The 24582-nt window shown below is 68.5% G+C and carries 1 protein-coding gene; it reads left to right on the forward strand.

Annotated elements, in window-relative coordinates; all coding sequences use genetic code 11:
- Nucleotides 1-7 precede the first annotated feature (7 nt).
- Nucleotides 8-24580 carry a hypothetical protein gene (locus WME85_RS43010; RefSeq protein WP_437830030.1) on the forward strand — a complete coding sequence of 8191 codons (24573 nt, stop codon included), beginning with the start codon at nt 8-10 and terminating at the stop codon, nt 24578-24580.
- Nucleotides 24581-24582: the final 2 nt, after the last annotated feature.

Genomic DNA, 24582 nt, shown 5'->3' on the forward strand with positions numbered 1-24582 from the left:
CGGCAAGGTGACGTGGATCGCGGACAAGGCTGTCAAGAAGAGCGAGTGGCGAACTTCCACGGGGAGAGGAAGGCGCAAAAAGGCGAAGCGAGCCGCCCCGAAGCTCGCCGGCCCGCTGACCCGAGGCGGCTTCCCCTCCCACCCCGCGGAAGCAAAGAAGCAGATCGGGAAGCGCTTTCCCAAGGGACAGCTGTTCAGCGATGCCGAGTGGGACGCCTTCAAAGAGCTCTCCTCGACCACGGAGGGACAGACCTGGCTCAACGCCTCGGGCATGCTCACGCACGACCAGATCGCGCAGTACCTTTCGAACGAAAACTCCGAGAGGTTCCGCGGCTTCCACCTGCTCCACAAGCCGAGCAAGGTCGCCATGGCGAGCTACGTCTCGCGCCAGATGAACGGCGGTGAGGACGGCAAGCGCTTCGAGGGCACGCCTCCGGCGGCGATCGCCCTGTCCATGGAGGCGAGGCACACGACCGACCCGGCGAGGAGGGACGAGCTCACGAAGCAGATCGATCAGGGCATCGCCAACGAGTGGGCCAAGACGCTCGAGCATACCGAGCCCAACGAGGACGCCATCACGGCCATGGACCAGGGCGCCGTGCTGGCGCCGAGGACGCTCAAGGATAGCTTGACGTTCGCAGAGCCCCAGTCGCTCTCGAGGGACGAGGCCCTCGATCGGTACCGGCAGTCGACCGAGGTGCTCAAGAACATCTTCCACCTGCTCCAGGCCGGCGCCGAGATCTACGACGCCGGCTCGAAGAGCCATGTCCCGCTCAAGGGCGTGCCGGTCGCCAAGCTCCTGTCGCACGGCGGCCGCGTCAACATCCAGGTCCCCGAGAGCAGCTCGCCCTACGCGCTGACAGAGTTCCTCGGCATCACCGACGACAAGGGCAACCCCAAGGCCGGCGTGTTCAAGCGCGACTTCGGGACGCACCACGTCTCGCTCCGCAAGGGGAAGTTCAAGGAGGAGGGCGGGCGCCCCGCCATGGTCAAGTCCAAGCTCGACGACACAGAGCTCTACGGCATGAACCTCGCCATCGGCGGGCTCGGCCTCAAGGACTTCAACGGCGACGTGATCCTGCCCGACGGCGCCCACGGGCACATCTTCATCGGCTACCGCCCGCCCAAGCCGGGGAGGCGGGGCGCGCTGCAGATCGGCATCGAGACCACCGGCCCTGGCGCGCCCAGCACCGTCGGTTACGTCCATAACTGGCTCTCCACCGAGAAGACCGCAAACCCCATCTCCAGCGTCGGCGGCCTCAAGCAGGACAAGATCGGCGACGAGAAGGGCAAGAACGCCCGCACCGTCGACCTGCGCAAGTTCGGGGACGACTGGAAAGGACCCCTCGAGGAACGAGCGGACCAGTTCGAGCAAGACGCGAAGGAGAACCCGACAGAGGCGATCAAGAACCTCGTCGGCCCGCGCGAGATTCCGGAGCAGGCCACCCGGGATACCGCGCCGCGCGCCGCCGACGAGTCGTCCGACGGATCGGACCGGTCCGACGACGAATCGAATCGCTCCGACGACGGCTCGGATCGATCCGAGCGAGGTTCGCGGGGCGGCGATCGCCGCCGTCCGCCGGGTGACGCCGCGTCCGACCCGAAGCGAGGCGCCCAGGACCCCGGACAGGGCAGCTCGGATCAGCGGCCGCGAGGGGCCGAGCAAGCCCCCAAGGGCAACGAGCCCCGCGAGGTGCCCGGCGATGCGCCGGAGCAGATGACGGCCAAGACGCCGGAGGCCTCGAGTCCTCGCCCGGAAGCAGCAACGACGCAGAGCGCTCCAGGGAAGGCGCCGGAGAGACCCGGCCAGCCCCGGCCGGAGACGACCTCGCAGTCGCCCGCGCAGCGCTCCGCGACCCCGGCCACGGCCATCACGACGGGGATGCAGGCGCCAGTCAGGCCGCCCGCGCCCACCAAGGTGGGGTGGCTCGGCAAGAAGCTCGGCACCGGGGGACACGGGTTCGCCGGGATGGTCTCCAACGAGGGCGCCGACCAGCGCGAGCAGGCGCTGGCCGACAAGTACGAGCTGCAGATCGGCCCGGACGAAGACGCCGGCGGCACGCACTTCTCGCACAAGATGCTCGATCATATCGAGAAGGCCCTCGGCGCGCTGCCGCCAGAGCACGTCACCGGCAGCCCGACGCTGCGGAAGATCATCCGCGACATCTCCTCGGAACAAGCGGCGAGCGCGTATGACGAGCTCACCGACACCATCAACATCGTCAATCCACCGAAGGTGCCGACCTTCGTCTACAGCCGGCTCAACCGGCGCTGGAACTGGCAGCGAAAGCGGATGGATCGCGGCGCCATCCGGGATTACGACGGCGTCAACAAGGACCAGGACAAGGCGCTCGGCATCACCGAGGACCGCCACGTCATGGGCGGCACGTCCGACGTGCTCGCCAACGGCAGCCTGATCAAGTGGACCATGCGCCACGAGATCGGCCACTCCATCGACAAGCTGATCGACTGGAAGGACAGCCTCGCCAGCGACCCCCGGTTCGGCGGCTGGAAGGTGCACTCCGACACGCGGGACCTCGAAGAGGTCACCCGCGCCATCTTTGCCAAGGCGGGCATCACCGACGACGAGGCGAACAGCGAGACCGACGGCTTCTCCCTGCTCCAGCGCTTCGCCTCCGTCCTCGATCCGCCCTCGCGGCGCAAGAACATGACTCCCCTCGAGGACTTTCCCAACAACGTCGCCTCCGAGGACCCAGACCTGAAGAAGAAGCTCGAAAAGGCGGTCGACACCGTCAAGTTCGCCATGGCCCAGCCCTGGACGCTGGACGACGGCGGGGCCTCGAAGCTGGCCGTTGGCGGCCGCATCTTCCAGGTCGATCACTACGACAACTGGGTCAGCTACAGCCAGGACGCCCGCAACAACGCCGTCTCCAACTACCAGTTCTCCACGCCCGCCGAGTGGTTCGCCGAGACCTACGCGTCTTACTACGACCCCAACCCCGCGCCGAGGGCGCAGCTGACCCAGGGGGTGCGCGACTTCTTTCAGAACGACCTCCCGGGCCTGATCAGCAGCGGGCAGGAGAGGTGGCAACGCATCAACGAGAACATCCGGAACGCCGAGCAGGGCACCGGGTCCCAGCCGCCCGCCGGGAGCTCAGCCAGCCCCAGCGCAGCGAGCCCCAGCGCGGTCACCGCGGGCATGCCCAGGAACATCGCGACCGGAACCCCGTCCAGCGGCTCGCGCGGGGCGAGCCCGCCTCGCGACGCCAACGGTGGCTCCCAGGCAGGCTCGCCTCGTGACGCCAACGGTAGCTCCCAGACAAGCTCGCCTCGCGACGCCAACGGCGCCTCCCAGGCAAGCTCGCCTCGCGACGCCAACGGCGCCTCCCAGGCGAGCCCGCCTCGCGATGCCACACGCGCACCCAACGACAGCGCGGACCTGGAGACCGACGGCGCCCGCGAGGGCCTGGGCAACACCCAGGCCGCCTTGCAGACGCTCATCGACTCTAGCAAGACATGGTCTCATCCGGCCACCGCCGCGGACAAGCAAAGCGCCAAGAAGCTCCTTGGCGACATCATGCGTTCCCAGGGCGTGGACAGGTCGCTCGTCGACAGGCTCGCGGAGCTCATCGACGACCCCGACTCCCTCTCCCAGCACGAGTTCGCCATCTGCGCGCCGCAAAGCGTGCTCCGCACGCAGCTCACGTCCGACCTGGCCGGGTTCGCCCGCGTGGTCGCGGCCGAGTTCACCGGCAAGCTCTTCGATCGCGATGGCAAGCAGATCGCCGACTTCTCGCTCGACAACCAGGGCGAACAGCGCGCGACGACGAGCACCCAGGCGATCGACGATCCCATCCAGAGCGTCATCCGCGGCGACCTCCCGCTGAAGGACGCCCCCATCGGCAACAAGCTGCTGCAGAACGGCGTCAAGAAGGCCGGTGCCAGGCGCGCCGAGCTGGAGAGCAAGGGGCGCGCCTGGTCCGACAAGCACGTCCTCGACTACCTGCTGGCCCGGGGCCTCGGCAAGATGCTGAGCAAGCTCGCCCCCGAGCAGTACAAGGCCGACGCCGATTACACCGCCGGCGTCATCCCCGGTTACCTCGACAAGGCGGCCACGCGGGACAAGGACGCGACGGGCCCGTCCAAGAAGCGCGGCGATCTGCAGCTCTCGGCCGATTCGCTGGTGACGATCTTCACCAGCATCCTCGGCGGCGACGCCGAGACCATGGTCGACGGGGACAATTACGATGTCGGCCGCATCAACGACGCGCTCGTGAGGCCCGAGCACGCGCCTTTCGCCGTGGCCACGTTCCTCGACGGCAACGGGCTCGTCGAGCGCGCGGAGCAGCTCGCCAAGGATCCCACGACGGCCAAGCCGTTCGACAAGGCGGCCACGAGCGCTACGTCGAGCCCGCACCAGGTCGTCATCAATGGCCCGATCACCGAGGATGGCGACCATTACGTCGTCCCGCTGCACACCTGGCAGCAGAGCTTCTCCATCAAGGTGAAGAAGGACCTGCTGCCCTCCCTCTTCCCGGTCTTCACCTACGGAACCTATCTCCCGTCGCGAGCGCCAGGCGCGAACGACGCCACCAGCGACCAGGCGCCGGCCGCGAACGACACCCCCCGGAAGCAGCCGCCGGCCGCGAGTGACGCGACCAGCGACCAGGCGCCGGCTGCGGACAACGCCGCCAGCGACAAGGCGCCGGAGAGCAACGTGTGGAGCGGGCTCACCACGGGAGGCGGCGACCCGCTCGGCACCGGAGGACGCGGGCTCGGCGGACTGTTCGCCAACAAGGGGGCCGCCGACCGCGAGCAGGCGCTGGCGCAGCAATACAATCTGCAGGTCGGCCCGGGCAAGGACGCCGGCGGCAAGCACTTCTCGCACAAGATGCTCGACCATATCGGCAAGTCCCTCGGGGAGCTGCCGGCCGAGCACGTCACCGGCAATCCGACGCTGCGGGCGATCATCCGCGACATCTCCTCGGAGGAAGCGGCGAGCGCGTACGACGAGCTCACCGACACCATCAACATCGTCAATCCACCGAAGGTGCCCACCTTCATCTACAGCCGGCTCAACCGGCGCTGGAACTGGCAGCGGAAGCGGATGGATCGCGGCGCCATCCGGGACTACGACGGCGTCAGCAAGGATCAGGACAAGGCGCTCGGCATCACCGACAAGCGCCACGTCATGGGCGGTGTGTCCGACGTGCTCGCGAACGGCAACCTGATCAAGTGGACCATGCGCCACGAGGTCGCCCACTCCATCGACAAGCTGGTCGACTGGAGGAGCCTCGCCGGGGAAGACCGGTTCGGCGGCTGGAGGGTGCACTCCGACACACGGGATTTCGAGGACGTCACGCGCGCCATCTTTGCCAAGGCGGGCATCACCGACGATGAGGCGAACAGCGAGACCGACGACGGGGTCTCCCTGGTCCAGCGCTTTGCCTCCTTCCTCCATGCTCCCTCTCGGCGCGAGGACATGACTCCCCTGGAGGACTTTCCCGCCGACGCCGCCTCCGAGGATCCAGACCTGAAGGACAAGCTCGAAAAGGCTGTCCGCACCGTCAAGATCGCCATGGCCCAGCCCTGGACGCTGGACGATGGCGGCGCCTCGGAGCTGGAGGTCGACGGCCGCATCTACCAGGTCGACCAGTACAACAACTGGGTCAGCTACCGCGCCGACGCCCGCAATAGCGCCGTCTCCAACTACCAGTTCTCCACGCCCGCCGAGTGGTTCGCGGAGACGTACGCGTCCTACTACGACCCCGACCCCGCCCCGAAGGCGCGGCTGCCCCAGGACGTGCGCGACTTCTTCGAGAACGAGCTCCCGGACCTGGTCACCGGCGGGCGGGAGAGATGGGAACGCATCAACGAGAACACCCGGAACGCCGAGGAGGGCATCGGGCCGCAGCCGCCCGCGGGGAGCGCAGCGAGCGCCATCACCAGCGGCCACAATCCTGCCACGAGCGACGACGCGGGCAAGCACGGGGAGACGTCGCGGGACAACGCGCCTCGAGTTCCACCCCAGGATGCCCCGGCCGACACGCTGGCAGGGAACAATCCCTCGTCGAGCAGCGGAGATAGGGCAGCCGACCCGCAAGCACAGTTCGACGCGATCGAGGAAGAGCCGCCGTCGGAGAGAGCGCCGGATCCGGAGACCTCCACCCCGGTCGAGGAGGTGACCTGGATCGTCGACAAGGCCGTCAAGAACACCATCTGGCGCACCGACACCGGCCCCCTCAGCCGCGACAGGGCCAAGCAAGGTCTCTCCGCGATCCAGAGCCCGCTGAGCGCCAGCGGCTTCCCCCCCGACCCCACCACGGCCAAGGAGCAGCTCGGAGGACGCTTCCCCAGAGGGCCGCTGCTCAGCGACGCCGAGTGGAGCGCCTTCGAGCAGCTCTCCTCCACCCCCCAGGGGCAGAGCTGGCTCAACGCCTCGGGCATGCTCACCCACGAGCAGGTCGAGAAGTACCTGTCGCGCGACCCGAGCGACAACCCCGAGCAGTTCCGCGGCTTCCACAAGCTCCACAAGGCGACCAAGGTCATCCTCGCGAGCTACGTCTCGCGCCAGATGAACGGCAGCGAGGCCGGCAAGCGCTTCGAGGGCACCCCGCCGGCGGCGATGGCCCTGTCCATGGAGGCAAGGCACACCACCGACCCGGCCAGGCGAGATGAGCTCAACCGGCTCATCGACCAGGGCATCCTCGAAGAATGGTCGAAGACCCTCGAGTACACAGAGCTCAACGACGCCGCGACCACGGCCATCAACAAGGGCGCCGTCCTGGCTCCGAAGACGGTCCTCAACACCTTGACCTTCACCAAGGGCAGGAGGCTCTCCAAGGACGAGGTCGTCAAGCGCCACGGGCAGTCGCTCACGGTGCTCAAGAACATCTTCCACCTGCTCCAGGAAGGCGCAGAGATCTACGACGGCGCCGCCAAGAGCCATGTCCCCCTCCAGGACGTGCCCGTCGCCAAGCTCCTCTCGCACGGCGGCCGCGTCAACGTCCAGATCCCCGCCGGCAACGCTCCCTACGCGCTCACCGAGCACCTCGGCATCACCGACAGCAACGGCAATCCAATGCCCGGCGTGTTCAAGCGCCTGGCCGGGACCCACCACGTCTCGTTCAGCGGTGGCCAGTTCAAGGAGCAGGGCGGCCAGCTCGCCGCCCTCAAGGCCAAGTTCGACGACACCGAGCTTTACGGCATCAACCTCGCCGTCGGCGGCCTCGGCCTCAAGGACTTCAACGGCGACGTCATCCTGCCCGACGGCGCCCATGGACACATGTTCATCGGCTACCGCCCGCCCAAGCCGGGCAGGCAGGGCGCGCTCCAGATCGGCATGGAGACCACCGGTCCGAACGCGCCCAGCACCGTCGCCTACCCCCACACCTTGCGCTCCACCGAGGCGACCGCAAACCCCATCTCCAGCGTCGGCGGCCTCAAGCAGGACAAGATCGGCGACGAGAGCACCAAGAACGCTCGCACCGTCGACCTCGCCAAGCTCGGGACCGACTGGAAAAAGACCCTCAAGGACCGCGCCGACAGGTTCGAGCAGGACCTGAAGCAAAAAGGGAAGGACGCGCTCCTCGAGCTCCTCGGCCCGCGCACCCAGCCGCCGCAAGAGCTCCAGGACGGGTCGGGAGGTTCCGAGCAAGCCCCCCGGGACGATGAGGGCCGAGAGCCGCCCGGTGAATCGCCGGACGCTCAAGGGAAGGCGCCGGAGCGACCCGGCCAGCCCTCGTCAGAGACGACCTCACAGCCGCCCGCGCGGCGCACCGGGACCCCGGCCGCCGCCATCACCACGGGTATGAAGGCGCCGGTCAGGCCGCCCGCGGCCGGCGCGGAGAGCTCCGCCGCTGCCTCCGCGACCCCGGACCAGGAGACGGCCCCGCCGTCGCGCGCGCCCACGTCCGTGTCGTGGCTCGGCAAGAAGCTCGGCACCGGGGGACACGGGTTCGCCGGGATGGTCTCCAACGAGGGCGCCGATCAGCGCGAGCAGGCGCTGGCCGACAAGTACGAGCTGCAGATCGGACCGGACGAAGACGCCGACGGCACGCACTTCTCGCACAAGATGCTCGATCATATCGAGAAGGCCCTCGGCGCGCTGCCGCCAGAGCACGTCACCGGCAGCCCGACGCTGCGGAAGATCATCCGCGACATCTCCTCGGAACAAGCGGCGAGCGCGTACGACGAGCTCACCGACACCATCAACGTCGTCAATCCACCGAAGGTGCCGACATTCATCTACAGCCGGCTCAACCGGCGATGGAACTGGCAGCGAAAGCGGATGGATCGCGGCGCCATCCGGGATTACGACGGCGTCAACAAGGACCAGGACAAGGCGCTCGGTATCACCCAGGACCGCCACGTCATGGGCGGCACGTCCGACGTGCTCGCCAACGGCAACCTGATCAAGTGGACCATGCGCCACGAGGTCGGCCACTCCATCGACAAGCTGATCGACTGGAAGGACAGCCTCGCCGGCGACCCCCGGTTCGGCGGCTGGAAGGTGCACTCCGACACGCGGGACCTCGAAGAGGTCACCCGCGCCATCTTTGCCAAGGCGGGCATCACCGACGACGAGGCGAACAGCGAGACCGACGGCTTCTCCCTGCTCCAGCGCTTCGCTTCCGTCCTCGATCCGCCCTCGCGGCGCAAGGACATGACTCCCCTGGCGGACTTTCCCGCCGACGTCGCCTCCGGGGACCCAGACCTGAAGAAGAAGCTCGAGAAGGCCGTCGACACCGTCAAGTTCGCCATGGCCCAGCCCTGGACGCTGGACGACGGCGGGGCCTCGAAGCTGGCCGTTGGCGGCCGCATCTTCCAGGTCGACCAGTACGACAACTGGGTCAGCTACCGCCAGGACGCCCGCAACAACGCCGTCTCCAACTACCAGTTCTCCACGCCCGCCGAGTGGTTCGCCGAGACGTATGCGTCCTACTACGACCCCAACCCCGCGCCGAGGGCGCAGCTGACCCAGCAGGTGCGCGACTTCTTCCAGAACGACCTCACGGGCCTGATCAACCAGGGGCGGGACACGTGGGAACGCATCCGCCAGAACATGGCGCAGAGCGCTGGGTCCCAGCTGTCCGCAGCGGGCTCGAGCGCGATCCCCACCGGCTTCAACCCTGCCGCGAACGTCGACCCGAACAGCCTCGGTGACGGCCAGACCAGCAACCCGGCGGACATGCTGGCCGGGTACAACCCCGCTTCGAACAGCAGGGATGAGGCAGCCAACCCGCAAGCGCAACTGGACGCGATCGAGGAAGAGCCGGAGCCGCCGTCGGAGAGGGCGCCGGATCCGGAGACTTCCACCCCGGTCGAGGAGGTGACCTGGATCGTCGACAAGGCCGTCAAGAACACCATCTGGCGCACCGACACCGGCCCCCTCAGCCGCGACAGGGCCAAGCAAGGTCTCTCCGCGATCCAGAGCCCGCTGAGCGCCAGCGGCTTCCCCCCCGACCCCACCACGGCCAAGGAGCAGCTCGGAGGACGCTTCCCCAGAGGGCCGCTGCTCAGCGACGCCGAGTGGAGCGCCTTCGAGCAGCTCTCCTCCACCCCCCAGGGGCAGAGCTGGCTCAACGCCTCGGGCATGCTCACCCACGAGCAGGTCGAGAAGTACCTGTCGCGCGACCCGAGCGACAACCCCGAGCAGTTCCGCGGCTTCCACAAGCTCCACAAGGCGACCAAGGTCATCCTCGCGAGCTACGTCTCGCGCCAGATGAACGGCAGCGAGGCCGGCAAGCGCTTCGAGGGCACCCCGCCGGCGGCGATGGCCCTGTCCATGGAGGCAAGGCACACCACCGACCCGGCCAGGCGAGATGAGCTCAACCGGCTCATCGACCAGGGCATCCTCGAAGAATGGTCGAAGACCCTCGAGTATACAGAGCTCAACGACGCCGCGACCACGGCCATCAACAAGGGCGCCGTCCTGGCTCCGAAGACGGTCCTCAACACCCTGACCTTCACCAAGGGCAGGAGGCTCTCCAAGGACGAGGTCGTCAAGCGCCACGGGCAGTCGCTCACGGTGCTCAAGAACATCTTCCACCTGCTCCAGGAAGGCGCAGAGATCTACGACGGCGCCGCCAAGAGCCATGTCCCCCTCCAGGACGTGCCCGTCGCCAAGCTCCTGTCCCACGGCGGCCGCGTCAACGTCCAGATCCCCGCCGGCAACGCTCCCTACGCGCTCACCGAGCACCTCGGCATCACCGACAGCAACGGCAATCCAATGCCCGGCGTGTTCAAGCGCCTGGCCGGGACCCACCACGTCTCGTTCAGCGGTGGCCAGTTCAAGGAGCAGGGCGGCCAGCTCGCCGCCCTCAAGGCCAAGTTCGACGACACCGAGCTTTACGGCATCAACCTCGCCGTCGGCGGCCTCGGCCTCAAGGACTTCAACGGCGACGTCATCCTGCCCGACGGCGCCCATGGACACATGTTCATCGGCTACCGCCCGCCCAAGCCGGGCAGGCAGGGCGCGCTCCAGATCGGCATGGAGACCACCGGCCCGAACGCGCCCAGCACCGTCGCCTACCCCCACACCTTGCGCTCCACCGAGGCGACCGCAAACCCCATCTCCAGCGTCGGCGGCCTCAAGCAGGACAAGATCGGCGACGAGAGCACCAAGAACGCTCGCACCGTCGACCTCGCCAAGCTCGGGACCGACTGGAAAAAGACCCTCAAGGACCGCGCCGACAGGTTCGAGCAGGACCTGAAGCAGAAAGGGAAGGACGCGCTCCTCGAGCTCCTCGGCCCGCGCACCCAGCCGCCTCAAGAGCTCCAGGACGCCGCGCAGCGGGCGGGAGGACCCTCGCAGGAACCGCGGGATGACGAGGGACGCGATCCGCCCGGTGATGCGCCGGTGAACACGCTGGCGGGATACAACCCTGCTTCGAACAGCAGGGGTGAGACGGCCGACCCACAGCCGCAGACCAACGAGATCGAGGAAGACCAGGAGCCGCCGTCGGAGAGAGCGCCGGACCCGGCGACCTCCACCCCGGTCGAGGAGGTCACCTGGATCGTCGACAAGGCCGTCAAGAACACCATCTGGCGGCCCGACACCGGCGTCCTGAGCCGCGAGAGGGCCAAGCGCGGTCTCCCCACGATCGCCCCGCAGCTGAGCAGCGGCGGCTTCCCGCGCGATCCCGGCACGGCGAAGGAGCAGATCGGACGGCGCTTCCCCAAGGGACAGCTGCTCAGCGACGCAGAGTGGAGCGCCTTCGAGCAGCTCTCCTCCACCCCCCAGGGCCAGAGCTGGCTCAACGCCTCCGGCATGCTCACCCTCGACGAGATCACGAAGTATCTGTCGGGTAAAGACGACGACAACCCCGAGCGCTTCCGCGGCTTCCACCAGCTCCACAAGGCCAGCAAGGTCGTGCTCGCAAGCTACGTCTCGCGCCAGATGAACGGCAGCGAGGACGGAAGACGCTTCGAGGGCACCCCCCCGGCCGCGGTCGCCATCTCCATGGAGGCGAGGCACACGACCGACATGGCCAGGAGAGCGGAGCTCAAGAGGCTCATCGACAAGGGCATCGTCGCCGAATGGTCGAAGACCCTCGAGTACACCGAGCCCAACGACGACGCGAACACCGCCATCGACAAGGGCGCCGTCCCCGACCCGCAGAAGAAGCTCTTTCAGCAGCGAAAGAAGCTCTCCAAGGAGCAGGTCGTCGACAGGCACCGGCAGTCGCTCGAGGTGCTCAAGAACGTCTTCCACCTGCTCCAGGCAGGCGCAGAGATCTACGACGACAGCGCCAAGAGCCATGTCCCGCTCGAGGACGCCCCCGTCGCCAAGCTCCTGTCGCACGGCGGCCGCGTCAACGTCCAGATCCCCGCCGGAAGCTCCCCCTACCAGCTGACCGAGCTGCTCGGCATCACCGACAAGAACGGCAACCCCAGAGCCGGCGTGTTCAAGCGCTCCTTCGGGACGCACCACGTCGCGCTCAGCGATGGCCAGTTCAAGGAGGAGGGCGGGCACTTCGCCGCCGTCAAGTCCAAGCTCGACGACACGGAGCTCTACGGCATCAACCTCGCCGTCGGCGGACTCGGCCTCAAGGACTTCAACGGCGACGTCATCCTCCCCGACGGCGCCCATGGACACATGTTCATCGGCTACCGCCCGCCCAGGCCGGGCAGGCCCGGCGCCCTCCAGATCGGCATGGAGACCACCGGCCCCGGCGCGCCCAGCACCGTCGGCTACGTCCACAATGTGTTCTCCACCGAGAAGACCGCCAACCCCATCTCCAGCGTCGGCGGCCTCAAGCAGGACAAGATCGGCGACGACCAGATCAAGAACGCTCGCACCGTCGACCTGAGCAAGCTCGGTAACGACTGGGCAAACACCCTCAGGGAGCGAGCGGAAGGATTCGAGCAAGACCTGGTGCAGCGGGGCAAAGACGCCCTCACCGAGCTCGTCGGCCCGCGCACCCAGCCGCATCAGGAGCTCCAGGACAGCGGCGTGGGCCGCTCGGGCGATACGCTCGCCGGAGCCGCAGCGCCGGCCGCGAACCCCTCCCCCGCTCCGACCGCCGCCGGAGGCGCTGCCCAGGTCGAGCCGAGCCCTCACGCCGAAGGGAAAACGCTCGACGATCTGCTCGACTCGCTCGAGGAGCAGAGCCGCGCATGGTCGCAACCGGCCACCGACGAGAACAAGAAGGAGGCCCACCAGCTCCTGACCGGGCTGCTCCAGCAGCAGAACGTGAACCCCTCGATCATCGCCAGGCTGCGCGAGCTCATCGAGAACCCCGCCTCGCTCTCGCAGTCTGCCTTCACCAACTGCGCGCTCACCAGCATCCTCTACCCGACGCTCAAGAACGATCTCGCCACCACCTCCCACCTGGTCGCCGCGATCTTCACGGGCAAGCTGCTCGGCAAGCTCGCGGATTCCCCTGGGGTCGACTCCTCCCAATTGCAGGGCTCGGGCAAGGCGGCGCTCAGCGACAGCCTGGACCTCATCCGGCGCGTGATGACAGGAGATGTCCCGCAGTCGCCCGGCCCGGCTCCCACCAGGCCCCTCGTCAACGGCCTCCGGACCGCCAAGGCCAAGGGCGACAGCCTGAAGAGGGAAAAAGATCGAAAGGAGCTGGATCGCCACCTCCTCGACCATCTGCTCGCCCGCGGCCTCGTCGAGCTGCTCGGCCCCACCACCCTCGCGAAGCTCGAGCAACAGACCGACGGCGCCCATCAGCCCGGCGTCGCCGCGGCGCAGGGCGACCTGCTGGCCTCGGCGAGCTCGGTCGCGAGCATCTTCAACTCGGCGCTCGGAGCGAACGCCACCGTCACGACCCACAGCTCCCCCGGGGGCTATGACGTCGCGAGCGTCAAAAAGGCCCTGCAGCAGACAGACCAGGGAGGGTTTGCGATCGCCACCCTGATGGACGGCGAGGCGCTCTGGAACGCAGCGAAGGAGCACGAGGCCAGCTCCTCCACGGCTCCTCACGCTCCCGGGGACGTCCCGCGGCTCGGCGGGACCGCCACGACCGCGCCACACCATGCCCCGATCGACGGCCCGATCACGGACCTGGGCGACTCCTTCCTCGTGCCGCTCCAGTCCTGGGGCCGCACCTTCCGCGTGCGGGTGAACAAGGAGGATATGCCGAAGGTCTTCGCGGCGATCACCTACGGCACCGCTCTCCCGCCGCGAGCGCCATCCCCGACCGCCTCCGCGCAAGAGCAAGATCTGGCGGAGTTGCAGGCAGGGCACAACCCCGATTCGGATAGCGGGGATGACTCAGCCGACCCGCAGCCGCAGACCGGCGAGATCGAGGAAGTGCCGGAGCCGCCGTCGGAGAGAGCGCCGGATCCGGCGACCTCCACCCCGGTCGAGGAGGTCACCTGGATCGTCGACAAGGCCGTCAAGAACACCATCTGGCGGCCCGACACCGGCTTCCTGAGCCGCGAGAGGGCCAAGCGCGGTCTCCCCGCGATCGCCCCGCAGCTGAGCAGCGGTGGCTTCCCGCGCGATCCCGGCACGGCGAAGGAGCAGATCGGAAGGCGCTTCCCCAAGGGACAGCTGCTCAGCGACGCCGAGTGGAGCGCCTTCGAGCAGCTCTCCTCCACCCCCCAGGGCCAGAGCTGGCTCAACGCCTCCGGCATGCTCACCCTCGACGAGATCACGAAGTATCTGTCGGGTAAAGACGACGACAACCCCGAGCGCTTCCGCGGCTTCCACCAGCTCCACAAGGCCAGCAAGGTCGTGCTCGCAAGCTACGTCTCGCGCCAGATGAACGGCAGCGAGGACGGCAAGCGCTTCGAGGGCACCCCTCCTGCCGCGGTCGCCATCTCCATGGAGGCGAGGCACACGACCGACCCGACCAGGAAAGCGGAGCTCGAGCAGCTGATCGACAAGGGCATCGTCGCTGAATGGTCGAAGACCCTCGAGTACACCGAGCCCAACGACGACGCGAACACCGCCATCGACAAGGGCGCCGTCCCCGACCCGCAGAAGAAGCTCTTTCAGCAGCGAAAGAAGCTCTCCAAGGAGCAGGTCGTCGACAGGCACCGGCAGTCGCTCGAGGTGCTCAAGAACGTCTTCCACCTGCTCCAGGCAGGCGCAGAGATCTACGACGACAGCGCCAAGAGCCATGTCCCGCTCGAGGACGCCCCCGTCGCCAAGCTCCTGTCGCACGGCGGTCGCGTCAACGTCCAGGTCCCCGCCGGCAGCTCCCCCTACCAGCTGACCGAGCTGCTCGGCATCACCGACAAGAACGGTAACCCCAGAGCCGGCGTGTTCAAGCGCTCCTTCGGGACGCACCACGTCGCGCTCAGCGATGGCCAGTTCAAGGAGGAGGGCGGGCACTTCGCCGCCGTCAAGTCCAAGCTCGACGACACAGAGCTCTACGGCATCAACCTCGCCGTCGGCGGCCTCGGCCTCAAGGACTTCAACGGCGACGTCATCCTCCCCGACGGCGCCCACGGCCACATGTTCATCGGCTACCGCCCGCCCAGGCCGGGCAGGGCCGGCGCCCTCCAGATCGGCATGGAGACCACCGGCCCGGGCGCGCCCAGCACCGTCGGCTACGTCCATAACGTGTTCTCCACCGAGAAGACCGCCAACCCCATCTCCAGCGTCGGCGGCCTCAAACAGGACAAGATCGGCGACGACCAGATCAAGAACGCTCGCACCGTCGACCTGGGCAAGCTCGGGAGTGACTGGGCAACGACCCTCAGGGACCGCGCCGACAGCTTCGAGCAAGACCTGGCGCAGCGGGGCAAAGACGCCCTCACCGAGCTCGTCGGCCCGCGCACCCAGCCGCCCCAGGAGCTAAAAGACGCCCAGCAACGGTCGGGAGAACCGGCGCAGGAACCGCGGGACAACGAGCGACGTGATCCGCCCGGGGATGCCGCGGCGGACATGCTGGCCGGGTACAACCCCGATTCGGACAGCGGGGATGACGCAGCCGACCCGCAGCCGCAGACCGGCGAGATCGAGGAAGTGCCGGAGCCGCCGTCGGAGAGAGCGCCGGATCCGGCGACCTCCACCCCGGTCGAGGAGGTGACCTGGATCGTCGACAAGGCCGTCAAGAACACCATCTGGCGGCCCGACACCGGCTTCCTGAGCCGCGAGAGGGCCAAGCGCGGTCTCCCCGCGATCGCCCCGCAGCTGAGCAGCGCCGGCTTCCCCCGCGATCCCGGCACGGCGAAGGAGCAGATCGGAAGGCGCTTCCCCAAGGGACAGCTGCTCAGCGACGCAGAGTGGAGCGCCTTCGAGCAACTCTCCTCCAGCCCCCAGGGCCAGAGCTGGCTCAACGCTTCCGGCATGCTCACCCTCGACGAGGTCACGAAGTACCTGTCGGGTAAAGACGACGACAACCCCGAGCGCTTCCGCGGCTTCCACCAGCTCCACAAGGCCAGCAAGGTCGTGCTCGCAAGCTACGTCTCGCGCCAGATGAACGGCGGCGAGGACGGCAAGCGCTTCGACGGCACCCCTCCCGCCGCGGTCGCCATCTCCATGGAGGCAAGGCACACGACCGACCCGACCAGGAAAGCGGCGCTCAACCGGCTGATCGATCAGGGCATCGTCGCTGAATGGTCGAAGACCCTCGAGTACACCGAGCCCAACGACGACGCGAACACCGCCATCGACAAGGGCGCCGTCCCCGACCCGCAGAAGAAGCTCTTTCAGCAGCGAAATAAGCTCTCCAAGGAGCAGGTCGTCGACAGGCACCGGCAGTCGCTCGAGGTGCTCAAAAACGTCTTCCACCTGCTCCAGGCAGGCGCAGAGATCTACGACCACAGCGCCAAGAGCCATGTCCCGCTCGAGGACGCCCCCGTCGCCAAGCTCCTGTCGCATGGCGGCCGCGTCAACGTCCAGATCCCCGCCGGCAGCTCCCCCTACCAGCTGACCGAGCTGCTCGGCATCACCGACAAGAACGGTAACCCCAGAGCCGGCGTGTTCAAGCGCTCCTTCGGGACGCACCACGTCGCGCTCAGCGATGGCCAGTTCAAGGAGGAGGGCGGGCACTTCGCCGCCGTCAAGTCCAAGCTCGACGACACGGAGCTCTACGGCATCAACCTCGCCGTCGGCGGCCTCGGCCTCAAGGACTTCAACGGCGACGTCATCCTCCCCGACGGCGCCCATGGACACATGTTCATCGGCTACCGCCCGCCCAGGCCGGGCAGGCCCGGCGCCCTCCAGATCGGCATGGAGACCACCGGCCCCGGCGCGCCCAGCACCGTCGGCTACGTCCACAATGTGTTCTCCACCGAGAAGACCGCCAACCCCATCTCCAGCGTCGGCGGCCTCAAGCAGGACAAGATCGGCGACGACCAGATCAAGAACGCTCGCACCGTCGACCTGGGCAAACTCGGGAGCGACTGGGCCACGACCCTCAGGGAGCGCGCCGACAGCTTCGAGCAAGACCTGGCGCTGCGGGGCAAAGACGCCCTTACCGAGCTCGTCGGCCCGCGCACCCAGCCGCCCCAGGAGCTAAAGGACGCCCAGCAGCGTACCTCCGAGCAGCGATCGGATCGGCCCGAGCAGGAGTCGCGGGACGACGAGCGTCGTGATCCGCCCGGTGATGCCCCGCCGGATACCGTACGAAGTGCCCGCGCTCCCGCCGCAAACGAGGGCTCCTCCAGAGGGGACGGTCGCACGTCGCCGGACGCGCTGGAGGACATGCTGGCCGGGTACAACCCCGCTCTGGACAGCGGGGATGACGCAGCCGCCCCGCAGCTGCAGACCGACCTGATCGAGGAAGAGCCCGAGCCGCCGTCGGAGAGAGCGCCGGACCCGGCGACCTCCACCCCGGTCGAGGAGGTCACCTGGATCGTCGACAAGGCCGTCAAGAACACCATCTGGCGGCCCGACACCGGCTTCCTGAGCCGCGAGAGGGCCAAGCGCGGTCTCCCCACGATCGCCCCGCAGCTGAGCAGCGGCGGCTTCCCGCGCGATCCTGGCACGGCGAAGGAGCAGATCGGACGACGCTTCCCCAAGGGACAGCTGCTCAGCGACGCCGAGTGGACCGCCTTCGAGCAGCTCTCCTCCACCCCCCAGGGCCAGAGCTGGCTCAACGCCTCCGGCATGCTCACCCTCGACGAGGTCACGAAGTACCTGTCGGGTAAAGACGACGACAACCCCGAGCGCTTCCGCGGCTTCCACCAGCTCCACAAGGCCAGCAAGGTCGTGCTCGCAAGCTACGTCTCGCGCCAGATGAACGGCGGCGAGCACGGCCAGCGCTTCGAGGGCACACCCCCAGCCGCGGTCGCCATCTCCATGGAGGCGAGGCACACGACCGACACGACCAGGAGAGCGGAGCTCAAGAGGCTCATCGACAAGGGCATCGTCGCCCAATGGTCGAACACCCTCGAATACACCGAGCCCAACGACGACGCGAACACCGCCATCGACAAGGGCGCCGTCCCCGACCCGCAGAAGAAGCTCTTTCACCAGCGAACGAAGCTCTCCAAGGAGCAGGTCGTCGACAGGCACCGGCAGTCGCTCGAGGTGCTCAAGAACGTCTTCCACCTGCTCCAGGAAGGCGCAGAGATCTACGACCACAGCGCCAAGAGCCATGTCCCGCTCGAGGACGCGCCCGTCTCCAAGCTCCTCTCGCACGGCGGTCGCGTCAACGTCCAGGTCCCCGCCGGCAGCCCTCCCTACCAGCTGACCGAGCTGCTCGGCATCACCGACTCGAACGGCAACCCCAGGCCCGGCGTGTTCAAGCGCTCCTTCGGGACGCACCACGTCGCGCTCAGCGACGGCCAGTTCAAGGAGGAGGGCGGGCACTTCGCCGCCGTCAAGTCCAAGCTCGACGACACAGAGCTCTACGGCATCAACCTCGCCGTCGGCGGCCTCGGCCTCAAGGACTTCAACGGCGACGTCATCCTCCCCGACGGCGCCCACGGACACATGTTCATCGGCTACCGCCCGCCCAGGCCGGGCAGGCCCGGCGCGCTCCAGATCGGCATGGAGACCACGGGACCGGGCGCGCCCAGCACCGTCGGCTACGTCCATAACGTGTTCTCCACCGAGAAGACCGCCAACCCCATCTCCAGCGTCGGCGGCCTCAAACAGGACAAGATCGGCGACGACCAGATCAAGAACGCTCGCACCGTCGACCTGGGCAAGCTCGGGAGCGACTGGGCCACGACCCTCAGGGAGCGCGCCGACAGGTTCGAGCACGACCTGGCGCTGCGGGGCAAAGACGCCCTCACCGAGCTCGTCGGCCCGCGCACCCAGCCGCCTCAGGGGCTCCAGGACGCCCAGGGACGGTCGGGAGATCCCGAGCAGGCTCCGCGGGATAACGAACCCGGCCATGCCCCGTCGGGCACGGCGCAGAGCGCCGGAGCGACGCGCGCCCCCGCCGGGAGCCGAGGTCGCCCGTCACCGGGTACGCCGGCGACCATGCTGGCAGGCTATAACCCTGCCCTGGACGGCGAGAGCGTGGCCCTCGACCCGCCGCCGCACACCGACAGCGCGCAGGTCGCGCCGAGCCCACGGGACCAGGGCAAGACGCTCGACGATCTCCTCAGCTCGCTCGACAAGCAGAGCCGCGCGTGGTCCGGCCCGGCGAACGACGATATCAGGCAGCAGGCCGCGAACAGCCTGGCAGGCCTGCTCGAGTCGCTGAACGTCGACCGCGCGATCGTGGACAGGCTGCGCGAGCTCATCGAGAACCCCGCGTCGCTGTCGCAATCCGCCTTCAGCAACTGCGGCATCAACAGCGCCCTCTACACGATGCTGAAGGGCGATCTCGCCACCACCTCGCACCTGGTCGCTGCGCTGTTCACCGGCCGGCTGCTCGGCCGGCTCGCGCAAGCGCCCGGGGCCCACGAGCTCGGCGCGCAGCAGGACCCGGGCCCGGGCAGGGCGGCGCTCAGCGAAGATCTCGACATCCTCCGGCGCGTGATGACCGGAGAGATCCCGCGCGCCGCCGGCCCGGCCCCGACGCGGCCGCTCGTCAACGGGCTCAAGACGGCCGGGGCAAAGCGCGGCGGCCTGACCCGAGCGACGGACCGGCAACAGCTGGATCGCCACCTCCTCGATCACCTGCTCGCCCGAGGCCTGGTCGAGCTCCTCGGACAGGACGCCGTCGCGCAGCACGGGAAGCGCACCGACGCCGCCAGGCAGCCAGGCGTCGTGGCGGCGGAAGGCGACCTGCTCCTCTCGGCGAACTCGATCGCATCCCTCATGCGCAACGCGCTCGGGGCGGAGGTCACGGTCAAGAGCGGCGGCCCCTCCGATGACGACGTCAAGCGCATCAACGAGACGCTCAAGCGCACGGATCGAGCAGGGTTCGCCGTGGCGACCGTGTCGAACGGCAAGGCGCTCTGGGAAGCGGCGAAGAAGCACCGCGACGGCGACGGCGACGGCGACGGCGACGACGCGACGCCTCGCGCTCCCGCGACCGTCGCGCCGCTCGGCACGGGCGAAGCCCAGAGCCGGCACCACTTCGCGATCGACGGCGAGATCAAGGCCGACGGCGACGCCTTCATCGTGCCCGTCCAGTCGTGGGGGCAGTCGTTCCCCATCCGGGTGCAGAAGGCCGACATGCCGAGGCTCTTCGAGGTGATCACCCTCGGGACCTACCCCCCGCCGCGCGCCCAGGCCCCCGGCGCCCCCGCCCAGCAGCAGGCTCCAGCGCACCTCGCGTCGCGCGGGCCGTCCGGGACCGCGCAGGACGGCGCGGATCCGGCCGACCTGCTCGCGGGAACTCATGTGAACCAGCACGAGGCCAACGTCGCTGGCGGGCCTGCAGCGACGCCCGGTCCCGGAGCGGTCCAGCGCACGCCGTCAGGGCTGGAGAAGCTCCTGGAGCGCGCCCCAGAGCAGCATCGGGAAGAGGTGGCGCAGATCGTCCGCGAAACCATCGCCACGCAGCTCCTCCCGCGGCTCCCGGAGCTCCTGCCCATCGCGCGGCCCGCCGCCGAGCGGCTCGCCGCGGAGATCGTCGAGAAGTGGCTGGAGTTCCACCCCGGCTTGCTCAGCCGGCCCGCAGAGGAGCTGCGGCAGCCCCTTGAAGAGCACGTCGAGCGCGTTCTGGACACGCTCGAGCGGGATCAGGGCAGCGACACGATCGGCCGAGACAGCGACGTCGAGGAGGACGGCAGCTCCACCGGCGACACGCCTCCCGCCGCCGCGGCGTCGAGCGCCCCGCAGCTCTCCGAGGAGGCCCCTGCCGCTCGGGAGGAGCTCGAGAGCAGCGCGCAACAAGCCTCATCCGGCCCCGACCCGAGCAGCGATGCCGGCGCGCCGGTCGACACGACCGCGACCGAGGCGGAAGCGGAGACCCAGGAGAACCCGTTCGGCGACTGGGACTTCGATCTCGACATCATCCCTGACGTCGAGGAGCACAAGAAGGAGCAGCGCAAAAAGCAGAATCACGAGCAGCTCACGAAGCCCGAGCGCAACACCGACGGGGAGAGGGCCGTCCCCGAGTGGATCTGGGGTATCAAGCCCTACAAGCTCCTTCAGGACAAGCTGGTCAATCGCTTCGATGACGACACGGTGAAGCGCGCGCTCACCGAGCTCCTGGCGAGCGAGACGGGAACCTCGAAGTCGCTCGCGCGGGTGCTGAGCAACGCCCTCGACGGCTCCCTCGATGGCGCGGCCCTGGACAAGCGCTTCGAGGAGCTCAAGGGGGCGCTCGACAACTACGTCAACGCGGAGAAACGCGGGCTCGCCTTCGACGTCGCCAGGACGCTGGGCGCCCTCGCCCCGCTCGAGGGGCGAAAGGGCCTCGACCTCGTCGCGGCCCTGCGCGAGCCGCCGCCGCCGCCCCAGCCGGAGCGCGAAGAGGAGCCGCCGCGCTCGGTCCTCAAGAAGGCCAGGGAGGGACGCTGGGTCACCAGCGCCGAGATCGACATCATCAATCGGTCCATCGGCGAGCGCGCCTTCGCCGGCATGCTCGCGCGCGCCATGGACAAGGGCAAGGTCTCCACCACCCGCGGGATCATCGAGCACCTGGTCCGCCACGCCGAGCGCCTCTCGGACCCGGCGCTGTCGCCGCCGCTCAAGTCGACGTCGCTGGTGGTCGACTCCAACCTGGTCGAGGACCTCCTGACGCCACGCGACCAGCTGCCGCCCGCCAGGAAGGACATCCGCGATCAGCTGGAGGCGTTGATTCACGACCAGAAGATCACGGACCTGCGCCTCGCCAACATCAATATCGGAGAGCTGTTCCAGCACGACAGCATCATCGGAAGCACGTTCACCACGGCCGATGGGCGAGAGATCCCCTGGTACGGCATCCGGCTCGACCGCAGCCAGCGGGGCCACAGGGCCGATTACGAGAAGGGGTTCGATGAGCTGACGAAGAAGTCGGTCGGGGAGAAGAAGGGAAGCGCCGACCGCAGCATGCTCACCGACGCGTTCTTCTCCGAGCGCGAAATCGGGGGCGGCGCGCCCGCGGTGCCTCATTTCGCCACGAACGACAACGGCATCATGACGCCGCTCCTGGACTTCGCCGGGATCGACGCGGCGCAGCGTGGCAGCAGGCCGTTCGACGAATTCGTGAAGGAGCAGACCGGAGGAGCTCCTTACTTCAGCCCGCGGCTCATGGGCCGTGAGCTCAAGGCCCATGCGATCCTCACCCAGAAGAGGTCAGCGCAGACCACGGCCGACGGCGCCGCGCCCGCCCAGAGCCAGCCCATCGGCGCCTCGCTCCTCGACTCCCCCGTCGGAACCACCCACCGGGTCCATGACCTGATCTCGCTCGTCAACGCCTACGGCTTCGACGTCTACATCGTCGGCGGCGCGGTGCGCGACGCCCTCAGCGGCATCGAGCCCAGGGACGTCGATCTCAAGACGAACATGCCCATGTGGCTGCTCCAGGAGGCGCTGGAGAGCCACCCCTCGTTGAGCTCCCTCTCCGTCACCACCCGCCCCGATCTGCGCCTGCTCCAGGTCGGGAGCGACAAGAAGGTGGTGGACATCACCGCCGGCGACGACGCCAGCGCGCACGGCCCGTTCGACGTCATGGCCGACGCGCTGAAGCGCGACTTCCGCATGAATGCGATCTACGTCGACGAGAACGGCTTCGTGGTCGATCCGCTCGGCGGCGTCGAGGATCAGCTGCTCAACAGGCTGCGCTTCGTCGCCGACCCCGGCCCCGACGCGTCGATCGTCGACCGGCAGAACGCGGTCGTCGAGCACCTGCGCGCGGCGCCGTGGAACCTCGGCCGCGCGCTCAAGTTCCACCAGCGCGGCTACGAGCTCGAGCCCGAGATCCTCCGCGCCGTGATCGACAACGCCGAGAGCATCTTCGCGTCGTTGGAGGAGCGCGTGGCGCCGCTGCGCGACAAGACGCTGCTCCTGCACCAGACGCGCATGACATCGCCGGGCGCGCTGGTCAAGACCATGACGGAGCTCGGATTCTCCCGCGAAGCGACCCACGAGCTCATCCCCGACGACGTGGCCGGGCGCTTCTACGACGAGAGCCTCGCCTACGAGCACGACATCCTGCCGCGCTGGCGCGACACCCCTGACAACGACGCCGCCGGGCACCCGCTGGGGGTGCCGGAGATGAAGGTCGATGTCGCCACCGGGCGGATCTATCAATATCGCTTCCACGCCAAGGCGCCGGGGCAGGACGGGCAGAAGGACGAGCGCGTCATCATCGACGTGGACCTGAGCGACCACAACCAGGCAGGCCACAACGCGCCGCACTACCACGTCTACCGCTGGGTCGACCGCGGCGGACAGCGCCGGTGGGACAAGAAGAAGAACGGGTTCTCGGACACGGGGCAGCCGGGCCTGCCGCGAATCGACGGCGACCGCTACCTCGGCCCGCAGCCGTGGCGGATCGAGGAGGGGCTCGACGGGCTCGACAGCAACAGCGACAACTTCCTCGAGGCCGCCGAGAAGCTCATCAACAAGGCAGGCGTTCAGCTCAAGAAGACCGGCGATCAGATCGACCTGGGCGGGCAGGTCAAGGTGCATCGCGATCGGCTGCGAGAGCTCCATGGTCACGGGCAGCTCGGCAAGCTGGTCATGCTCGTCAAGAACCTGAATGACGGGATCCCCTGGTCCCCGAAGGACCAGGCCACCGCCGACCTGTCCGGCTCGCACCGCGGCCAGGAGCGGCTGCGCTTCAAGCCGCAGCTCGACCAGGTCGTGCCCTTCCTCGCCGCCGCCGACATCACGGACCCCACCTCGATCTCGATCTTCGCCGAGAACGGCGAGATGCGGCACGACGCGCTGCTGCGGCTCTATGATCTGGTGAGCGGCGAAGCGCGCCCGGATCTGCGCCGCCCGGCGGCCACGTTCGCGCAGCGTGCCGAGAGCCTCAACGAGTTCGTCGAGCGCTTCGAGTTCTACGTCGCGTCGATGCAGAACAACCTGAGCGGCGCTGACGTCGAGGAGCTCTGGCAAGCGCAGCTGGAGGCGGCGCAGAAGGCCAAGGCTGTCGGCAACGGCACGCTCGGCGGAGGCGGCGAGCTGAAGGAGAGGCTCGCGGCGGCGGCCGGCGAGCTGTACTTCGAGTCGGCGAGCACTGCCGCCTACCACGCCGCCAAGCACGGCGCCGACTTCCTGACGCCGGAGGAGCTGGCGGCCCTGTCACCGGCGGAGAGCGTGCAACGTTACCTCGAGGCCGCGCGCGACGTGGTCCGCAACGCGACCGTCATCGAGACGCGCACCGACGAGACCGGCGCGACCAACGTCGTGCTCTGGCACGGCGCGACCAAGGCCATCGCGCGGGTCAAGCCCGACGGCACGGCGCACCTCCTCACCAGCTACGCCCACGACCGCCGCAACGTCTCGCCGGCCGCCGCAATCTCCAGGACGGCGCCCTCTGCGCCTGCGGCGACGTCCGACGACCCGAGCCGCGCTGCCGGGACCGAGAGCGGGGATCCGGCCGACGAGCTCGCCGCGTACAACCCCTGGAACGGCGCCTCCGAGGGGACACAGGGCCCGCAAGCCCCTCAAGCGACCGGCGCGCCGGCTGCCCTCGACGGCGACGTCCCCATCCCCCCGCCGATCAACGCCCTGGTGAGGACGCTCGTCGAGAAGAGCGGCGCCTGGTCTTCCCCGCGCACGCAGGCAGACAAGCGGGAGGCCATCGCGCTCGTGACCGAGCTCCTGCAGCAGCTCGGCATGGACGCGAAGGTCGTCGACAGGGGCGAGCAGGGCAAAGACGCGCCCGAGGACGAGCACTCCGCCTGCACGTGCGTCCGCTAGGA

It is taken from the genome of Sorangium sp. So ce1153, assembly GCF_051521595.1.
Classification (GTDB): domain Bacteria; phylum Myxococcota_A; class Polyangia; order Polyangiales; family Polyangiaceae; genus Sorangium.